This is a genomic window from Pseudomonas triclosanedens (assembly GCF_026686735.1).
In the GTDB taxonomy this organism is placed as follows: Bacteria; Pseudomonadota; Gammaproteobacteria; order Pseudomonadales; family Pseudomonadaceae; genus Pseudomonas; species Pseudomonas triclosanedens.
Map to the genome: position 1 here is coordinate 1,267,740 of NZ_CP113432.1, position 18,698 is coordinate 1,286,437.

Below are 18,698 nucleotides of genomic sequence, written 5' to 3' on the forward strand. Positions count from 1 at the left end.
GAGAAAACAATGGCGGGTGGAAAAGTTGTTCATTTCGAGAAGCAAAAATTAGAGTTTGGTGCCTTTGGTGGAGACTCCAATCTCGGCAAGGCATATCTTGCACGTTTAGTTGATGGCAGTTTCAGTTCTACTATGGGGGCCGGGATCTTAAAGCTTGATGGCTGCTCCATTCCGTGGACTCTTTTGTATGACGAGGTTTGTGTCGTACTGCAAGGGACTTTCGTCTTGGAGTTGGAAGGCGAGACTATTAAAGCTGGGCCGGGTGATACTGTTTGGATCCCCAAAAAAACACCAGTTGTCTACAGCGGCGAAGGTGCTCAGGTCTTCTATGCCCTTTACCCAGCCGACTGGCGCCAACGTGAGGGTAACGCCTGAGTCATTAAGCATTCTCTTCGGCAGATGAGGTGGCTATACTTCGTCTGCCGCAGAGGATGTAGTCGCATGAGTAACGAAAAACCTGAAAATCCCACCCCTAGTGACGCTTATGCGCAGTCATTTGCGCGCGGTTTGTCTGTGATTTTGGCCTTTGGCCCTAAGCACCCAAAAATGACCTTGTCCGAGGTTGCAAAATCGACTGGCCTCACGCGTGCCGGCGCAAGAAGGATATTACTTACCCTAGAGTTTCTTGGGTATGTATCTCAAGACGGAAGACTTTTTTCTCTTACTCCTAAGATCCTAGATCTCGGATACTCTTACCTTTCAGCGAACCCACTTTGGGAATTGGCCACTCCTTATATGGAGGAGGTTGTTCAGCAGACTGGGGAAACCTGTACAATTTCGGCGCTGGAAGGTACTGATATCGTTTATATTATGCGTGTTGCTACGCATAGAATTATGTCTGTGAATCTATCAATTGGTTCTCGCCTCCCTGCCTGGGTCACTTCAATGGGGCGCGTACTACTTGGTGGGGTAGTCGAATCTGTGCGGGACGATATTCTTTCGAAAAGCAATATCATTAAGTATACATCTAGAACCATTACGGACATTGATACTTTGAAGGGTGTGATTGCTCTTGCTAAGCAACGAGGCTATTGCCTGGTTAGCGAAGAGCTTGAGGAAGGCCTTCAATCAATTGCGGTACCAATCACAGACCGCTCTGGCAGGATCATTGCTGCAATGAACGTTGGTGGACAATCGTCGCGAACCACCGGGGCCGATCTAGTTGAGAGAGTTCTTCCGCATCTCCAAGAGGCTGCATTCAAGATTAGCCAATCTTTGTCGTAGTCGTTTGGTATGTCTAGCTACTCAAGGCGGAAAGACGGGGACGGTGGTCATTTATCTCTAATTCGGTATGAACCAAAACTGGTCTGTCCTGGAACCGGTGGACAGGTAGTTAAGAGCTACTGCTCGCATTTCGCCGCTCAAACTCCATTCGGGCGAACCCCTGGAATGGGCGGAAAAGGCCATTCGTCACTACGAGCGCCTTGGTATCGATCCGATGACCAAGGCCCTGGTGTTCTCCGATGGGCTGAACCTGCCGGGGGCGCTGAACATCTATCGCGCGCTGCGTGGCCGCATCGACGTCAGCTTCGGCATCGGCACGCATTTCACCTGCGACGTTCCCGGCGTACAGCCGATGAGCATCGTCCTGAAGATGACGGCCTGCAATGGCCACCCAGTGGCGAAGATTTCCGATGCGCCCGGCAAGACCCAGTGCCGGGACGAGAACTTCCTTCACTATCTCAAGCACGTATTCAAGGTCTGAACGCTTCCGGTTTGCGCAGCGCGCCGGGACGCGCCAGTCTTAGCCGGTGAAGCATCGCGACAATCCACCGACGGGGAATCAAGGATGTCAGCTACGAACGAACTGATCATTGGCGCGGGACCCGACGGCCAGCCGGTTGGCCAGGCCTGGAAGCTGGCCAACCGTCATGGGCTGATCGCCGGCGCCACCGGCACCGGCAAGACGGTCACGCTGCAGCGCCTGGCCGAATCCTTCAGCGATGCGGGTATCGCGGTGTTCGCCGCCGATATCAAGGGGGACCTGTGCGGCATCGCCGCTGCCGGCAACCCCCAGGGCAAGGTCGCTGAACGCATCGCCAGCATGCCTTGGCTGAATTACACGCCCAGAGCCTACCCGGTGAGCCTGTGGGATGTCGCCGGCAAGTCCGGGCATCCATTGCGCACCACGCTGTCCGAGATGGGGCCGCTGCTGCTGGCCAACCTGCTGGAGCTGACCGAGAGCCAGCAGGCCGCGCTGTTCGCCGCATTCAAGGTGGCGGATCGCGAGGGATTGCTGCTGCTCGACCTGAAGGACCTCAAGGCGTTGCTCAATCACTTCAAGGACCACCCTGAAGTGCTTGGCGAGGACCGTGCGCTGTTCACCGGCGCGTCCTCCCAGGCCCTGCTGCGTCGCCTGGCGCTGCTGGAGCAACAGGGCGCCGAGGCATTCTTCGGCGAGCCGGCGCTGCAACTGGAAGACCTGCTGCGCCCCGAGGCCGATGGCCGTGGCCGCATCCATCTGCTCGATGCCAGTAAGCTGGTGCACGATGCACCCAAGGTCTACGCCACTTTCCTGCTCTGGCTGCTGGCCGAGCTGTTCGAACAGCTTCCCGAACGTGGCGACGCCGACAAGCCGATCCTCGCGCTGTTCTTCGACGAGGCGCACCTGTTGTTCAACGGCACGCCCAAGGCGCTGCAGGACCGCCTGGAGCAGGTGGTTCGGCTGATCCGCTCCAAGGGTGTCGGTGTGTATTTCGTCACCCAGTCGCCCAGTGACCTGCCCGATGACGTCCTCGCCCAGCTCGGCCTGCGTATCCAGCATGGCCTGCGGGCTTTCACCGCCAAGGAGCAGAAGTCCCTGCGTGCGGTGGCCGACGGTTTCCGCCCCAACCCGGCCTTCGACACCCTCAAGGTGCTCACCGAGCTGGGTATCGGCGAGGCGCTGGTCGGTACCCTGGAAGAGAAGGGCACCCCGGCGATGGTGCAACGTGTAGCGGTAGCGCCACCGCAGTCGCGCATCGGCCCACTGACCGAGGCCGAGCGCGCCGAGGTGATTCGCCGTTCGCCGCTGGCAGGGCGTTATGACCAGCCGGTCGACCGCGAATCCGCCTACGAGAAGCTGACTGGTCGCGCCGATAGCAAGATGGCTCCGACCGAAACCAAGGCTGAGGAAAAGAGCATTGGCAGCGACCTGGGCGGCCTGGCAGGAGAGCTGCTCGGCACGCTGGCCAGCCAGACCGCGAAGACCGTGGTGCGCCAGGCGGCGAACCAGATCGGCCGGCAGTTGGTGCGCGGGTTGATGGGTGCGCTGCTGGGTGGGAGTAAACGACGGTAGTTGCCAGGACGGCTTCGCCCGCGAACGAAGAAGGCGCCCTCGGGCGCCTTTTTCATTGCTGCAGCGATCAGATGCGGAAGCTGTCCACCAGTTGGCGCAGGCGGCCCGCCTGGTTTTCCAGGTCGGCGCAGGCGCGCAGGGTGGCCTGGAGGTTTTCCACGCCTTCCTGGTTCAGTGTGTTGATCTCGGTGATGTCCATGTTCAGCGAGTCGACCACGGCGGTCTGTTCCTCGGTGGCGGTAGCCACCGACTGGTTCATCGAATCGATCTCGCCGATGCGATGGGTCACGCTGGCCAGCCGCTCGCCGGCACGGTTGGCGATCTCCACACTTTCCAGGCTGTAGCGCTGGCTCTCGGTCATGGTGTCCACGGCTTCGCGGGCGCCGACCTGCAGCTCCTCGATCATCTTCTGGATTTCCTGCGCCGACTCCTGGGCGCGGTGCGCCAGGTTGCGCACCTCGTCGGCGACCACCGCGAAGCCACGGCCCGCCTCACCCGCGCGGGCGGCCTCGATGGCGGCGTTGAGGGCCAGCAGGTTGGTCTGCTCGGAGATGCCTTTGATCACTTCGAGGATCTGGCCGATGTTCACCGTGCGGCTGTTCAGCGCCTCGATGTTGGCGCAGGCGGAGCTGATCTTGTCCGACAGCAGGTTCATCGCACTGATGGTCTGCTCCACCACCTGGCGGCCATCGCCAGCCTGGTGCGAGGCATCGGTGGCATGGTGCGAGGCATCGGCGGCATTGCGGGCGATTTCCTGGGCGGCGGCGCCCAGCTCGTTGATCGCGGCGGCGACGCTGTTGGTGCGGTTGGCCTGCTCGTCGGAGTTGCTCATGGACGAGTTGGAGGCGTTGACCACCAGTTGCGAGACGTCATGCAGGCTGCGTGCGGTGGAGGCCACTTCGCGGATGGATTCGTGGATACGCTCGACGAAGCGGTTGAAGGCGTTGGCCAGCACACCGAACTCGTCGTTGCTGGCGACCTTCAGGCGCTGGGTCAGGTCGCCGTCGCCCTGGGCGATGTCCTGCATGGCGCGGCCCATGTCGGTCAGCGGCGCCATCAGCACGCGGATCAGCATGCCCAGCAGGAACAGGATGGCGACGATGGCGATGCTGGCAGCGATGATCGCCGAGGTGCGGAACTTGCTGAGCATGCCGTAGGCCTTCTCCTTGTCGATGGAGAGGCCGATGTACCAGTTCACCGAAGGCAGGCCCTTCACCGGGGTGAAGCTGAGGATGCGGGCATGGCCATTGAGCTCTGACTCGCTGAAGCCGCTGCCGACTTTCGGCGTGTTCTGCGGGTAGACATCGGCGAGGGTCTTCATCACCAGATTCTTGTCCGGGTGCACGAGGATCTTGCCGTCGCCGCTGACCAGGAAGGCATAGCCCATGCCGCTGAAGTCCAGCGAGTTGATGATCTGCACCAGGGTCTGCAGGCCGAGGTCGCCGCCGACTACGCCGATCGCCTTGCCGTTGGCGCGGGCGGGAGTGGCAATGGTCATGATCAGTTGCTGGGTGGCCGCGTCCACGTAAGGCTCGGTGAGTGTCGTGCCGCCCGCGGCCAGGGCGTCCTTGTACCAGGGGCGAGTGCGCGGATCGTAGCCGTCGGGCATGGCACTGTTGGGGCGCATGGTGAAGGCGCCGCTTTCCTGGCCCAGATAGGTGAAGTTGAAAGTGTTGCGCAGCGCGTCCTGTTCCAGCAGCGCGGATAGTTGCTCGGGCGCGCTGTCGCGAGCCAGGGTCTGGGCGGTACTTTCGATCAGCAGGAGCCTGCCGCTCAGCCAGTTCTGGATGTTGCTGGCGGTCACGTCGCCCATTTCCCGCAGGTAGTCTTCGAGATCGTCGCGGATCGCGTTGCGTTGCAGGTAGTCGTTGTAGAGGGTGAAGAGGGCGAAGGCGGAGAAGACGACGAGGGAGGCGGCCAGGAGGATCTTATGACTGAATTTCAGGCTCTTGATCATGCTGCGTTGAATCCGGAAGTAGTGGGGGCCGGAGTGGCGTTGATCCGGGCGACAGGTCCGATGCCGCCGTGGAAGGTCCGTTCCCTTGGTGTGAAACGGACGGCGCCGGCGCGGCGGGTAGCCGTGCGGGCGTAGCCGGAACTCCCTTGTCCCGGCTTGGCGACGAGCCCGGTTTGTTGGTTGCTATCAAAGGCCGTCACCCTTGATTTCGGCGTGCCGCAGGGAAGCTTGAGACTGCCGGACGAACGGTAGGGCGCACCGGCTGACGGGTGTTTCAACGGCGATACAGGTCCGCCTGCGCTTTGTCAGCAATCAATGAAAAAGGCGCCCTCGGGCGCCTTTTTCATTGCGGCAGCGATCAGATGCGGAAGCTGTCCACCAGTTGGCGCAGGCGGCCCGCCTGGTTTTCCAGGTCGGCGCAGGCGCGCAGGGTGGCCTGGAGGTTTTCCACGCCTTCCTGGTTCAGTGTGTTGATCTCGGTGATGTCCATGTTCAGCGAGTCGACCACGGCGGTCTGTTCCTCGGTGGCGGTAGCCACCGACTGGTTCATCGAATCGATCTCGCCGATGCGATGGGTCACGCTGGCCAGCCGCTCGCCGGCACGGTTGGCGATCTCCACACTTTCCAGGCTGTAGCGCTGGCTCTCGGTCATGGTGTCCACGGCTTCGCGGGCGCCGACCTGCAGCTCCTCGATCATCTTCTGGATTTCCTGCGCCGACTCCTGAGCGCGGTGCGCCAGGTTGCGCACTTCGTCGGCGACCACCGCAAAGCCACGGCCCGCTTCACCCGCGCGGGCGGCCTCGATGGCGGCGTTGAGGGCCAGCAGGTTGGTCTGCTCGGAGATGCCTTTGATCACTTCGAGGATCTGGCCGATGTTCACCGTGCGGCTGTTCAGCGCCTCGATGTTGGCGCAGGCAGAGCTGATCTTGTCCGACAGCAGGTTCATCGCACTGATGGTCTGCTCCACCACCTGGCGGCCATCGCCAGCCTGGTGCGAGGCATCGGTGGCGTGGTGCGAGGCGTCGGCGGCGTTGCGGGCGATTTCCTGGGCGGCGGCACCCAGCTCGTTGATCGCGGCGGCGACGCTGTTGGTGCGGTTGGCCTGCTCGTCGGAGTTGCTCATGGACGAGTTGGAGGCGTTGACCACCAGTTGCGAGACGTCATGCAGGTTGCGTGCGGTGGAGGCCACTTCGCGGATGGATTCGTGGATACGCTCGACGAAGCGGTTGAAGGCGTTGGCCAGCACACCGAACTCGTCGTTGCTGGCGACCTTCAGGCGCTGGGTCAGGTCGCCGTCGCCCTGGGCGATGTCCTGCATGGCGCGGCCCATGTCGGTCAGCGGCGCCATCAGCACGCGGATCAGCATGCCCAGCAGGAACAGGATGGCGACGATGGCGATGATGGTGGCGATGATCGCCGAGGTACGAAAGTCGCTGAGCATCCGGTACGCGGCGTCCTTGTTCAGCACCAGCGCGACGTACCAGGTGACGCCCGGCAGGCCCTTCACCGGCGTCAGGGACACCAGTTGGTCCACGCCGTTGACGCTGACCTCCTGCACGCCCGGCTGCACCTTGGGCGCACCCTGCGGGTAGATGTCCGAGAGGCTCTTGAAGATCAGCTTGCTGTCGGGGTGCAGCAGGATCTTGCCGGCATCGCTGACCAGGAAGGCGTAGCCATCGCCGTCGAACTTCAACGAGTTGATGATCGCAGTGATGGTTTCCAGCTTCATGTCGCCAGCGGCAACGCCGATCAGTTGACCGTTGCGCATCACCGGCGTGGACATCGCCAGAATCTGCTCGTTGGTGCCGGCATCGAGGAACGGTTCGGTGACGATCAGCCGGCCGGCGGCCACGGCGTCCTTGTACCAGCCACGCTGGCGCGGATCGTAGCCGTCGGGCATCGGCGCATAGGGGCGCATGGTGAACACGCCGGTGGCCGCCTCGCCGAGATAGACCGACTCGAAGTTCTTCTGGAACACCGCCTGTTCCAGTACGTGCTGGATGCGCTCGGGCGTCGGTTCCTGGTCGGCCAGTTGCGCGGCTTCGCTTTCCACCAGTTGGATGCGGCCTTCCAGCCAGCTCTGGATGTTGCTGGCGGTCAGGCTGCCAACTTCTGTCAGGTAAGCGTCGGTATCGGCGTGGATCGCTTCGCGCTGGCGGAAGTCATTGAAGAGGATGAAGCAGGCGAAGGCGAAGATGACCACGAGGGAGGCCGCCAGAAGAATCTTCTTGGCGAAGGACAACGAGCGAAGCATCGGTAAAGCATCCTGCAGGTGGAACGAAGGGGTGTGCAGGATGTATCGGCAGGTTCCGCCGGGACTTTAGCGCGAGTGTGCACAAACGGGAGAGGCGACACGTCTCCCCCGGTGCTTTGCGGTGCGCTCAGGGTGTCAGGGCGGCTTTCACCAGGTCCATCAGGGTGCCCACCCGGGTGCCGATGGGGCCGGCGGCGGTCAGCAGGGCAATGGAGATGAGCCCCGCTATCACCGCGTACTCGATCGCGGTGGCTCCCTCCCGTTCGACGAGGAGGGCGCGGACCTTGCGCCACAGGCGTTGTGGCGGACGTTGGACGGGTTCCATAGGCGATTCTCCAGGCACGACGGCGAGCACTCGCGAAGAGGGTTTCGCGAGTGGCGTGCGGTGAATGTTGGGGGTCAGGCGCCGATGGCGCTCTTGATTGCTCCCATCAGCGTGCCGATGCGAGTGCCGATGGGGCCGGCGGCGGTCAGCAGGGCGATGGAGATAAGTCCGGCGATGACTGCATATTCGATGGCAGTTGCGCCTTCACGGTCATGGACGAAGAACTTCAGTTTGCCAAGTACATGTTGCGGAAGTTGCTTGATGGCGAGTTTGTTTTTCATGGCCGTCGCTCCGTGCACGCCCAACATCCAGGGCGGATGCCCTGACTTCACCGTCAGGCTAGGCGTAGCGGGCGTGAATGCAACCGATCAAATGGCGTTAATACCAAAGTAATAGTTCCGGAGTTCTAGAACCAACTGAAGGATTGGAAATTATCCGGCGGCATTTGACGCTATTTGAGCAGCTACTAAATTCTGTTTTGGAACAAATAGTTTCTAAATATGAAAAATGCTTCTTATCGAACTTCTTCAGGCGGCCGAAACAACAATTACAGGTCTGCGCCAGAACGTCGGTAGCGGGCCAGGCGGTGGGCCGCCAGGCCCTCGTTCCCCCACCACGCAAGGAAGTGGTCATGAATAGCAAGGTGCTGATGGTATTCGCCGGGCTGTTGCTGTTGTGTGCAGGTGTCGTGGGGTATCTGGGAATGTCGGTGGGCAAGCCCGTCGAGCCGGCGGCCAGGATCGCCGATGTGGCGCCCGCCGCAGCCAGCGAGGCGGACAAGTTGCAGCGCACGCCGGTAGTGGTGGCAAGCCGCGATCTGCCGGCGCTGGCGGTGATCGGCAAGGACGACCTGAGCGTCGAGATGCTGCGCACCGCGCCGGCCGGCAGCTATCCGAAGCCCGAGGACCTGATCGGCCAGCGCGTCTGGGTCGCGATTCCTGCCGGCAGCATCGTTTCCGCCGCAGTGGTCGAACCGGGCGGCCCGCTGGCGCGCACCATCCGGCCGGACGAGCGGGCGATGGCCATCGCAGTGGATGAGGTGGTCGGTGGTGGTGGCTTCGTGCTTCCCGGCGACTACGTAGACGTCATGCTGTTCGTCCAGGATCCGCAGGGCACTGAGCGTACGGTCAGCGCCCAGGTGGTGCTGCCCGGCGTGCGGGTCATCACCTACGGCGAGCAGATTGCCGTTGCCAGCGATGGCCAGGCACGCAATGCCGGTGATCCCAAGGACAAGACGCCGCGCCCGCCGCGTACCGCCGTGCTGGCCGTGCCGGCCGAGGCGGCTGCGCGGCTGATGCTGGCCAGCCAGGCCGGATCGCTGCGCCTGGCGGTTCGCAGCAAGGACGAGAATCTCTACGAGAAAGACCAGCAGGGCCGCTACCTCCAGGCCTCGCTGGGTGCTTCCGGGAGCCAGTCGATCACGCTCGAACAGTTGCTCGGTAGGCCCCGTCCGGCGCCGGCCATGCGCCAGGTATCGGCACCGGCGGTGGATGCGGGCATCGTGGTTTATCGCGGTACCACCATAACCCGTGAAGCACATTGAGCAAGGAGTGCATTGATGTCCAAGCGCTTCATTCTTTCTCTGGCCGTGCTGCTGGCCTGCGCCGTCCACGCCAGCGCTCAGGCGGTGCCGAGCGCCTGCGCCGGGTTCGCCGGCCAGCAACTGACCCTCGATCTCGAGCAGGGCGCGCAGCGTGACCAGCAACTGCCGGTGCCGATCAGGCGGCTGGCCATCGGCGACCCGAACATCGCCGACGTGCAGGTGCTCGACAAGCGCGACTTTCTCGTCACCGGCAAGGCCCAGGGCCTGACCAGCCTGCTGATCTGGACCGCCTGTGGCGATCAGCCGATGCGCACGGTGGTGCGGGTCGGCTCGCGGGCGGTAAGCGATGCCGGCGGGCAGCCCGCCGACATGGCCGCCGGGCTGCCCAACCAGGTGCAGACCGACATCCGCTTCGTCGAAGTCAGCCGCAGCAAGCTCAAGCAGGCCAGTGCCTCGCTGCTGCGCCGTGGCTCCAACTTCTTCGGTATCGGCTCGCCAGGCAGTGCCGGGCATATCAATGGCAGCATCTCCGACGTGCTGAACAACGGCGTGCGAGACCTGGCGAACGGCACCGGCGGCGCCATCGAGTCCACACTCAACAGCGGCTTCAACATCGTCTGGGGCGGTGGCAGCAGCAAGTGGCTGGGCTTCATCAACGCGCTGGAAGGCAGCGGTTTCGCCTACACCCTGGCGCGTCCGAGCCTGGTGGCGACCAGTGGGCAAAGCGCTTCGTTCCTCGCCGGCGGTGAGTTCCCCATTCCGGTACCCAACGGCGACAAGGACACCATCACCATCGAGTACAAGGAGTTCGGCGTGCGCCTGACCCTGACACCGACCGTGATGAGCGACCGCCGCATTGCCCTCAAGGTGGCTCCGGAGGTGAGCGAGCTGGACTTCTCGGCGGGCATCCGCACCAACGATATTTCCGTGCCGGCGCTGACCGTGCGGCGCACCGACACCAGCGTGATGCTGGCCGACGGCGAAAGTTTCGTGATCAGCGGCCTGATCAGCAGCAGCACGATCAGCAACGTCGACAAGTTCCCCTTCCTCGGCAACCTGCCAATCATCGGCGCGCTGTTCCGTTCTTCGAGCCTGAGCAAGGACGACCGCGAACTGCTGATGGTTGTCACCCCGCGCCTGGTGCAGCCGCTGGCGGCCAACGCGGCGTTGCCGACCATGCCGGGCGAGGGCCTGCGCAAGTACGACCCCGGCTTCGGCGAGTTCTACTTCCTCGAAAACGGCCGCTTCGACGGGCGCAAGGCTTCCAGCGGGTTGTCGCGCTGATGGATACCTATGACGCGGCAAGCCGCCAGCGTGCGGGTCGCAGAGAGCGGGAAGGGAGCGGCAGCATGAGTCAGACATTCGTTGCACTGGTCCAGCATCCCGGCGAGCAGGAGTGGCTGCAGAACAGCCTGGCCAACTGCGGGCAGGTGGTGGTCGCCAATAGCGGCACGCTGGAGGAGTTGCTGGCGCTGCTCGACGTCACCGGCGCCAGCGTGCTGTTCACCAGCCTGAACAAGGCCAACCTGGTGGCGCAGAGTTCGCTCATCGAGGGGCTGGTCTCGGCCCGTCCGCTGCTCTCGGTAGTCGCCGTGGGCGACGGCCTGGACAACCAACTGGTACTGGCGGCAATGCGTGCCGGCGCGCGCGACTTCGTAACCTACGGTGCCCGCGCCAGCGAGCTGAACGGCTTGATCCGCCGCCTTGGCGGACGCCTGCCCAGCGTGCCGGTGAGCGCCGCGCGGCAGGGCGAGCTTATCAGCCTGGTGAGCGCCCGGCCCGATGCCGACGGCGCCTTCGTGGCGTTGCACCTGGCGCTGGCGCTGCAACGCCAGGCCGACCACCGCGTGCTGCTGGTGGACATCGGTCAGCCCTCCGGCGAGGCGCTGGCGATCCTCGGCATGGAGTCCGCCTTCAGCTTCGCCGACGCCATGCGCAACCTGCGGCGTCTCGACCAGACGTTGATCGACAGCGCCTTCACCCGTCACGAATCCGGGTTGCGCATCCTCAGCCTGTCGGACGAGCCGGGCATACTGGAGCGCGTCACCACCGCCGAGCTCTACCTGCTGCTGGGCAACCTGCGCAGCGCGTTCAGCCATATCCTGGTCAACCTCACCGGCGTCGCCGAAGGCGAACTCAGTGGGCAACTGCTGGCGCAGGCCAATCGTGTGCTGTGGCTGGTGGACCAGAGCGTGCCCTCATGCAAGAAGGGCCTGGAGCGCCTGCGTCGCCTGCGCGAGCGCAGCCCGTCGCTGCCGCGCATCGAACTGCTGATCGAACGCTACTGGCCGTCGGTTCCACCGGATTCCTCGGCGCTGGGCAAGATGTTCGGCCTGGAGCTGTTCGGCGTTCTCCCAGCCTCGCCCGAGGCGCGGCTGCGGGCCAAGAACATCGGTCAGAGCCTGTTCGAGCTGGCGCCGCGCGACCCGCTCACGGTCAAGCTGCGCGACCTGGCGGACAACCTCGGCGCCAACGTCGGCGAGCGGCCGAGGCGTTTCGCCTGGCTCGGCTGGCCGAAGGCGGCGCGCACATGAACTACGGCGGCGGTAGCCTTTCGGGGCGGCATGAGCAGGACCTGCAAGCGCTGAAGATGCGCCTGCACCGCTACATCATCGACGAGATCGACGAAGACGGCATGAACCTGCTGGAGGGCGCGCGCCCGGCGGTGGCCCAGTACGTCTCGGAGAAGGTCTGCGAATACGCCGCACGCCGCCAACTGGCGATCTCCCGCTACGAACTCGACCGCCTCGCCGAAGAGGTGGTGGACGAACTGACCGGCTTCGGCCCGCTGGAAATCCTCCTGCGCGACCCGGGCATCTCGGAAATCCTGGTCAACGGTCCCGACCGAGTGTTCATCGAGCACGAAGGCCGGCTGTACCAGAGCGACCTGCGCTTCATCGACGATCACCACGTGCAGCGGGTGATCCAGCGCATCCTCGCGCCGCTGGGGCGGCGCCTGGATGAGTCCAGCCCGATGGTCGATGCGCGCCTGCCCGACGGCAGCCGGGTCAACGCGATCATTCCTCCGGTGGCGCTGGACGGCCCCTGCCTGTCGATCCGCAAGTTCAGCAAGGAGCTGCTCAAGAGCGCCGACCTGCTGGCCTACCAGAGCGTCGACGAAGCGATGCTGACGTTCCTCAGCCAGGCCGTGGCGAACCGCTGCAACATCCTCATCAGCGGCGGCACCGGCACCGGCAAGACGACCCTGCTCAATGTGATGAGCAGCTTCATCGACGAGCGCGAACGTATCGTTACTATCGAGGACACCGCCGAGTTGCAGCTCGGCCACGACCATGTGGTACGTCTGGAAACCCGGCCACCGAACGCCGAAGGGTTCGGTGAAGTCACCGCCCGCGACCTCATCCGCAACGCCCTGCGGATGCGCCCGGACCGCATCATCCTCGGTGAGATCCGCGGGGTGGAGGTGCTCGACGTATTGCAGGCGATGAACACCGGTCACGACGGCTCGATGAGCACCGTGCACGCCAACTCCGCGATGGACTCCCTGCTGCGCCTGGAAATGCTGGTGGGCCTGACCGGGCAGCGGGTGCCGGAGCAGACCTTGCGGCAGATGCTCTGCTCAGCGCTGGACATCATTGTGCAGATCACCCGCCTGGCCAACGGCCGGCGCTGCATCAGCGAGATTCTCGAAGTGCTGGAGGTGCGCGACGGGGTCTACGTCACCAACTCGCTGTTCAGCCTCGACCGGCGCGGCACCGGGCAGTTCGTCCGCACGGCGCAGCCCAGTGGTCTGAAATTCCGCCAGGTAGTGCTATGAACGGTGCCCTCGTACTGACCGTCTGCAGCCTGTTGCTGGGCGCCTTCGGCGTGCTGCTGGGCGGCCTTGGCTGGCGCACCCGGCACAATGAGCAGGTGCTGCGGCGGTTGAGCGGCGGCAACAGTGCGCTGGCGGAAACCACGCGTGCCCGCAGCAGCCACTGGCTGGCGCGCCGCATGCGCCGCGCCGGTATCTCCGACATGCGGCGCTGGGGCATGGGCGCGCTGCTCGCGGGATTGTGCTGCGCACTGTTCGGGCAGCGCCTGGGCGGCCCGTTCGGCGCGTTGTGCGGCGTTGCGCTGGCGCTGCTGGGGTTCCATATCCTGCTCAATGTGCTGTATCGCCGCCGTCTGCAACGGATGATCCGGCAGATGCCGAACTTCCTCGACCAGGTGGTGCGCAGCCTGCATTCCGGGCGCACGCTGGGCGATGCGATCACCCAGTCGGTCAGCGCTGCCGAAGACCCGCTGCGGGAAATCTTCTCGCTGGTGAACAACCATGTGCAGTTGGGCATCAGCCTGCCGGAAGCGTTGCAGGAGGTGGCGGAACTCTACGACGTGGAGGAGCTGCACGTGTTCTCCCTTGGCGTTGCGGTGAACCACCGGTATGGCGGCAACACCACCGATCTTCTGGAAAACATCATCAAGGTCATCCACGAGCGGGAAAAACTCAGCCGCCAGTTGCGCGCGATGACCGGCGAGACGCGCCTGAGCGCCCTGGTCCTGGCGGTCCTGCCGATCAGCCTGGGCGGCTACATCCTGTTCACCAATCCGGGCTACCTGATGAATATGTGGCTCGACAGCGGCGGCCGCTGGTTGCTGCTGACCTCCCTCGGCTTGCAGGTGCTGGGCTGCTACACGCTCTGGCGCATGCTCAAGAGCGTGTAGGAGACGGAAATGCCGATGTCCTATGGCCTGGTTGCGCTGATCCTGGTACTGGCGGCGGTTCTTCTGGGGCTGTCGCAGAGCCGTGCCGCGGGCCGCGAGCAGCGTCTGATCGAACAGCGCCTGGGCGGCGGACCGCTGCCGCGTTCCGGCAGCCGGCGTGTGGCGGCCCTGCTCGAACGTCTGCGCGCAACGTCCATCGGTCGTCGCCTGCAACTGCGCGACGACGAAGTCCGCCTGCTGCTCAACCAGGCCGGCTGGAGCGGCAGCACGCCGCGCAGCCTGTATCTGATGGCGCTGTTGCTGTGCCCGGCGCTGCTGGTGGGCATCGTCCTGGCGATCAGCCTGGTGCACGCCATCGACTCGCCGAGCCTGCCGCTGCTGTTCGCCGCCGGCATTGGCTTCCTGCTGCCCAAGCGCGTGCTGGCGTACTTCGCCGAGAAGCGCCGGCAGCGGCTGTCCGGCGAAGTCATCGTGTTCATCCAGCTCATCCGCATCCTGTTCGACTCCGGCCTCACTGTGGAGCAGAGCCTGCGCGTGGTGCGCCAGGAAGGGCAGAACATCGTGCCGGTACTGGCCGAGGAGCTGGAGGCGGTGCTGGCGCACATCGATAGTGGCCTGGACCTGGCCGAGGAACTGGACCAGTTGCGCAAGCGCCTGGAGGTGTCGGAACTGAGCGACTGCTGCAACGTGCTGCGGCAGATGGTGCGGCAGGGCGGCAGCGCGCGCAGTTCGCTGCAGACGCTCAAGCAGTTGTTCGAAGACCGCCGGCTCACGGCCTTGCAGGAAAAGGTCAGCAAGCTGTCGGCGAAGATGAGCCTGGTGATGATGCTGCTGCTGTTCCCGGCGCTGCTGATCATCCTTGCCGGGCCGGGCTTTCTCGCGATCACCAAGGCACTGGGGGGAATGGGATGAAACATGGATACGGATGTGCGCTCGCCGTGCTGAGCCTGACCCTGGGCGGCTGTGCCAACCTCGGCGCATTGGGCGGCCCGGAGGCGGGCAAGCAGTGCAATGAGCATTTGAGCCAGGAGGTCGAGCTGCAACTGAACCTCGCCCGCGAGATGCTCAACAACGGTCGCGCCCACGCCGCACTGGCCAACCTGGAGGTGCTGCCGCAGCAGTCGCTGGAGGTGCGCGAAAGCAAGGCATTGGCCCTGCGACGTATCGGCAGCCCGATGGCCAAGGCCGAGTACCAGCGCCTGCTGGATACCTGCAAGGCCGGTGAGGCGCACCACGGCCTGGGGCAGATAGCCCTGCGCTCCGGCAACGTCGTCGAGGCGGAGCGCGAGTTGCGCGAGGCGGCGCGCCTGCAGCCGACCGACAGCGCGTTCCGCAACGACCTGGGCGTGGTGTTGCTGCAGCGCGGCGATCACGAGGGCGCGCGCTTCGAGTTCCTCACTGCGCTGGAGCTGAGCGACGGCGACAAGCTGCCGGCGACCAACCTGCTCAGCCTGCTGTACCTGGAAGGCGATAGCGGCCAGGCCGAGGGGCTGATCCAGCGGACCGGCCTGTCCACCGAGCAGATCCAGGAGGCCCGCGAGCGCGCCGATTCGCTGCGGCCGTCGAGCCGCTCCGCGCCGGCGGCGGAAAGCCTGAGCCAGGTGGACCTGCCCGGGGACGAACCGATCGAGCTGATTCAACCGCTGACTGCCGGAACCATGCCCGCCGCCGCGCGGGATGCCGGGCTGCTGGTCAAGGCCCGCTGAGCGCGGGCGAGGAGGATGGGATGAACGCACGGATAGTGGCCGGCTTGCTGTTGGCCGTCCCGCTGCTGGCACAGGCTGTCGAGGCGACCCCCACCGCAGCGGCGATCACCGAGCCCGGCACCACGGAGCGCGACCAGCAGGAAGTGCTCACCTGGCTGGAATTGCAGGCCAGCGGCAAGGCGGCCTCGCCTTACCGCCAGAGCGCGACGCCGGCCGAGCGCGACCGCGCCTACCAGCGTTACTTGAAGAGCTACACCCGCGAGATGCCGGAGTACCTGCTGGACGACGGCGACTTCAAGGTCGGGAATAACTGATCCAGCCGGGAGACGGTCATGGGGCGCGAGCGGCAGCGTGGCGCGATTGGCATTCCCGCGGCGGCGACGCTGCTGCTGGCGCTGATCTGCCTGGCGCTGGTGGTGGATACCGGGCGTCTTTACCTGGAACAGCGCAAGCTGCAGCGCGTGGTCGACAGCGCCGCGCTGGAAACCGCGACCCAGAGCGGCATGTGCGGTAGCCAGTCGGCCGGGCAGATACAGAGCTACGCCGCCAGCAGCGCGGCCGGCAACGGCTTCGTGGCGGGCAGTGGCGATTCGCTGGTCGCTACCCTGGGCAGTGTCCAGCTCGATAGCGGCTACGGCGGTGCCCAGTCGCGGCGGACCTTCAGCGCCGGCGGCGATCCCGCCGACTCGATACAAGTGAAAGCCACCCATACCGTTCCGTCGAGCCTGATCCTCAATCTCGCCAGCGTGTTCACCGGCGCTTCCGCCACCACCACCCTCAGCGCCCAGGCCGTGGCGCGCCGCACGGCGATGGGCGGATTGTCCGCAGGGACCAGCCTGGCGACGCTCGATAGCCAGCAATCGGTGCTGCTGAACAGTCTGCTCAACAACCTGCTGGGCAGTAATCTGTCGCTGAATGCGGTCGGCTATCGCGGCCTGGCCAACGCCAACGTGAGCCTGCTGGGGCTTTCGGATCAGCTCCGCGCGGCCGGTGTCAACGTGGCGGCCGGCTCGGTGGACTCGCTGCTGGGAACCCAGGCCAGCCTCGGGCAGCTACTCGGCGCGACGGTGAAGGCCATCGATCCGACCAAGGCCGCCAATGTCGATACCGTGCTGCTTGGGCAGCAACTGCTGGGCGCCGGGGTCAAGACGGCGACCGTCACCCTGGGCAGCGTATTGTCGGTGATCGCGCCCGACTCGGTGCGCGACGAGGCATTGCAGGGCAGCGTCAACGTACTGGACCTGATCACTGCCCTGGCCTTCGTCGCCAACCGGCAGCACGCGGTCACGCTCAACGCCGGCGTCAACCTCGCCAACCTCGCCGCCGTGCAGGTACGGTTGTGGATCATCGAGCCGCCGCAGATTGCCCTGGGCTATCCCGGCAAGGGCAGCGACGGGCAGTGGCGGACGCAGGTGCGCACCGCCGCGATCCGCACCGATGTGAAGGGCACCCTGGGTATCCCGGGCATCCTCACGGTGGACATCGGCCTGGCCGCGAGCGTCGCCCAGGGCATGGCGGCGTTGGATACCATCGCTTGTGGTGGCGTCGGCAAACCGGTGGACGTGAGTGTCTATGCGCAGCCGGGCATAGCCCAATTGAGTCTTGGCTACTACACGAACATCCAGAACGGCACCGCGCTGGTGCCTATCCGCGTCGATGTACTGGACGGTGCGGTTCGCCTGGACATCGCCGCCGATGCCGTGGTGGCTGATGCGAATGGCACCACGCTGAACTACCGGGTAACGCAGCCGTCGGACCTCCCCAGCGAGAGCCAGACCGCTGACAGTTCGCTGGGCGATTCGCTGGACAACGCCATCGCCACGTTGTCGCGGACACTGACCGTGAAGCCCACCCTGCTCGGAGGGGATTGGGGAGGACTGATCAGTGCGAGCCTCGGACCGCTGCTGGGGACCGTGCTGTCGACACTGCGCCCGGCCGTCACGGCACTCGGGCATGTGGTGCTCGATCCGTTGCTGCGTCTGCTCGGCATCGGCCTGGGGACGATAGATGTGCGTCTGATCGACCTGCAGACCAGCGGCGCGGAGCTGCTGATCTGAAGGCTGCGGGCATCAGTGCACGGCGCTGCTCTGCGCCGCGGAAGGGGAGAGCGCGAGGGCCAGTTGCGTGCGGTTGTGCATGTGCATCAGGCGCAACACCTGCGAAACGTAGAGCTTCACGGTGTTCTCGGTGATGCCCAGGTCATAGGCGATCTGGTAGTTGGTCAGGCCCTTGCTGACCAGGCGCGCCACGGCCTGCTGGCGCGGAGAGAGTTTGTTGAACAGCGGATTGTTCACCACCGGGGCGATCTGTTCGGCGCTGCTCGGTACGCTGTCCCGGGCTTCCGCCGGTTCCTGCTTGAGTACGCTGCTGGGCTGCCCGGCACCGTGCACCTCGTACTTGATCTTGTGGATATCCCGCGAGATCGAGTTGAGGGATTCGGCGAGGTATTCCAGGCGCTGGTTCACATGGCTCAGGCTCAGCTGGCTGCGGATGCGTTCGTGCAGGCGTGCTTCCAGGCGCTCCAGGCCCTTGAGCAGGTCCATCGGCGATACCGGCTTCTGGTAGTAGTCGGCGACACCGACGCGCATGGCCTCGATGACCTCCTGGCTGCCTTGCTGGCCGGTGAGGATGATGGTTTCGAAGAAGCGTCCGCTGCCGGCTGTCTCCTTCAGCGCCTCGACTACCCGTATGCCGTTGTCGCGGCCCAGGCCGAGATCGCAGATCACCAAACCGATCGATGGATCGTCGCGGAAGCGCTGTAGAGCGCTGTCCTTGCTATCGCTGACCACGCACCGATAGCCGCTGTTTTCCAGCAGCTCGGACAGTTCGGCGGTGACCTGGGGCTCGTCGTCGATGACCAGCACGCTGAAACGACGATTGGCCGACTTTTCCATGACTGCACGCTCCTTGAAGGAATGCCACGATTTCATTGTTTTTATCGCCCGGACGAGCAAATACCGGAGCCGGGTTT

17 protein-coding genes and 1 pseudogene are annotated in these 18,698 nt (G+C 64.4%); 13 read left to right on the forward strand and 5 right to left on the reverse strand.

Annotated elements, in window-relative coordinates; all coding sequences use genetic code 11:
* The first annotated feature begins 9 nt into the window (after positions 1-9).
* The 4 genes and pseudogenes from OU419_RS06010 (at position 10) to OU419_RS06025 (ending at position 3,277) form a co-directional block, all read left to right on the forward strand.
* Complete coding sequence (locus OU419_RS06010; RefSeq protein WP_254470904.1) at positions 10-375, forward strand: cupin domain-containing protein; 366 nt, start codon at positions 10-12, stop codon at positions 373-375.
* A 66-nt stretch (positions 376-441) separates the two neighbouring features.
* On the forward strand, positions 442-1,224 hold the full coding sequence (locus OU419_RS06015) for an IclR family transcriptional regulator (RefSeq protein WP_254470903.1): 783 nt from the start codon (positions 442-444) through the stop codon (positions 1,222-1,224).
* 136 nt (positions 1,225-1,360) lie between these two features.
* Positions 1,361-1,705, forward strand: a pseudogene (locus OU419_RS06020) (nicotinate phosphoribosyltransferase); the annotation flags it as partial.
* A gap of 84 nt (positions 1,706-1,789) precedes the next feature.
* Positions 1,790-3,277, forward strand: coding sequence for a helicase HerA-like domain-containing protein (locus OU419_RS06025; RefSeq protein ID WP_254470902.1), 1,488 nt, complete (start codon positions 1,790-1,792; stop codon positions 3,275-3,277).
* A 67-nt stretch (positions 3,278-3,344) separates the two neighbouring features.
* On the opposite strand, the gene OU419_RS06030 is transcribed toward OU419_RS06025, so the two are convergent.
* The 4 genes from OU419_RS06030 to OU419_RS06045 form a co-directional block, all read right to left on the reverse strand.
* Entirely contained in the window at positions 3,345-5,234 is a 1,890-nt protein-coding gene (locus tag OU419_RS06030) for a methyl-accepting chemotaxis protein (protein WP_254503844.1), read from the reverse strand.
* Between the two features lie 358 nt (positions 5,235-5,592).
* On the reverse strand, positions 5,593-7,488 hold the full coding sequence (locus OU419_RS06035) for a methyl-accepting chemotaxis protein (RefSeq protein WP_268173182.1): 1,896 nt from the start codon (positions 7,486-7,488) through the stop codon (positions 5,593-5,595).
* 127 nt (positions 7,489-7,615) lie between these two features.
* Positions 7,616-7,813, reverse strand: coding sequence for a Flp family type IVb pilin (locus OU419_RS28880; RefSeq protein ID WP_302328919.1), 198 nt, complete (start codon positions 7,811-7,813; stop codon positions 7,616-7,618).
* 74 nt (positions 7,814-7,887) lie between these two features.
* Positions 7,888-8,094, reverse strand: coding sequence for a Flp family type IVb pilin (locus tag OU419_RS06045; protein ID WP_254471801.1), 207 nt, complete (start codon positions 8,092-8,094; stop codon positions 7,888-7,890).
* 350 nt (positions 8,095-8,444) lie between these two features.
* Between OU419_RS06045 and cpaB the strand changes: the two genes are divergently transcribed.
* From cpaB to OU419_RS06090, 9 genes are all read left to right on the forward strand, one after another.
* Complete coding sequence (gene cpaB / locus OU419_RS06050) at positions 8,445-9,356, forward strand: Flp pilus assembly protein CpaB (RefSeq protein ID WP_254471800.1); 912 nt, start codon at positions 8,445-8,447, stop codon at positions 9,354-9,356.
* Between the two features lie 15 nt (positions 9,357-9,371).
* The gene (locus OU419_RS06055; protein ID WP_254471799.1) at positions 9,372-10,640 is read left to right on the forward strand and encodes a type II and III secretion system protein family protein; all 1,269 of its coding nucleotides are present in this window, start codon (positions 9,372-9,374) and stop codon (positions 10,638-10,640) included.
* A 65-nt stretch (positions 10,641-10,705) separates the two neighbouring features.
* The gene (gene tadZ / locus OU419_RS06060) at positions 10,706-11,890 is read left to right on the forward strand and encodes a type 4b pilus Flp biogenesis protein TadZ (protein ID WP_254471798.1); all 1,185 of its coding nucleotides are present in this window, start codon (positions 10,706-10,708) and stop codon (positions 11,888-11,890) included.
* On the forward strand, positions 11,887-13,134 hold the full coding sequence (tadA, locus tag OU419_RS06065; protein WP_254471797.1) for a type 4b pilus Flp biogenesis ATPase TadA: 1,248 nt from the start codon (positions 11,887-11,889) through the stop codon (positions 13,132-13,134). The genes tadZ and tadA overlap by 4 nt, the downstream gene beginning before the upstream one ends.
* Positions 13,131-14,021, forward strand: coding sequence for a type II secretion system F family protein (locus OU419_RS06070; RefSeq protein WP_254471796.1), 891 nt, complete (start codon positions 13,131-13,133; stop codon positions 14,019-14,021). Before tadA ends, OU419_RS06070 begins: the two co-directional genes overlap by 4 nt.
* Before the next feature lie 9 nt (positions 14,022-14,030).
* Positions 14,031-14,933, forward strand: coding sequence for a type II secretion system F family protein (locus tag OU419_RS06075; protein WP_254471795.1), 903 nt, complete (start codon positions 14,031-14,033; stop codon positions 14,931-14,933).
* Positions 14,930-15,727 (forward strand): tetratricopeptide repeat protein, encoded by a 798-nt coding sequence (locus tag OU419_RS06080; RefSeq protein ID WP_302328918.1) that lies wholly within the window; start codon positions 14,930-14,932, stop codon positions 15,725-15,727. Before OU419_RS06075 ends, OU419_RS06080 begins: the two co-directional genes overlap by 4 nt.
* A 20-nt stretch (positions 15,728-15,747) precedes the next feature.
* Complete coding sequence (locus OU419_RS06085) at positions 15,748-16,041, forward strand: DUF3613 domain-containing protein (protein ID WP_254471794.1); 294 nt, start codon at positions 15,748-15,750, stop codon at positions 16,039-16,041.
* Positions 16,042-16,059: 18 nt separating this feature from the next.
* A complete protein-coding gene (locus OU419_RS06090) occupies positions 16,060-17,784 on the forward strand; it encodes a pilus assembly protein TadG-related protein (protein ID WP_254471793.1) in 1,725 nt (574 codons plus the stop codon).
* 12 nt (positions 17,785-17,796) lie between these two features.
* Here OU419_RS06090 and OU419_RS06095 read toward each other — a convergent pair whose 3' ends face one another.
* Positions 17,797-18,621, reverse strand: coding sequence for a response regulator transcription factor (locus OU419_RS06095; RefSeq protein WP_254471792.1), 825 nt, complete (start codon positions 18,619-18,621; stop codon positions 17,797-17,799).
* Between the last annotated feature and the right edge of the window lie 77 nt (positions 18,622-18,698).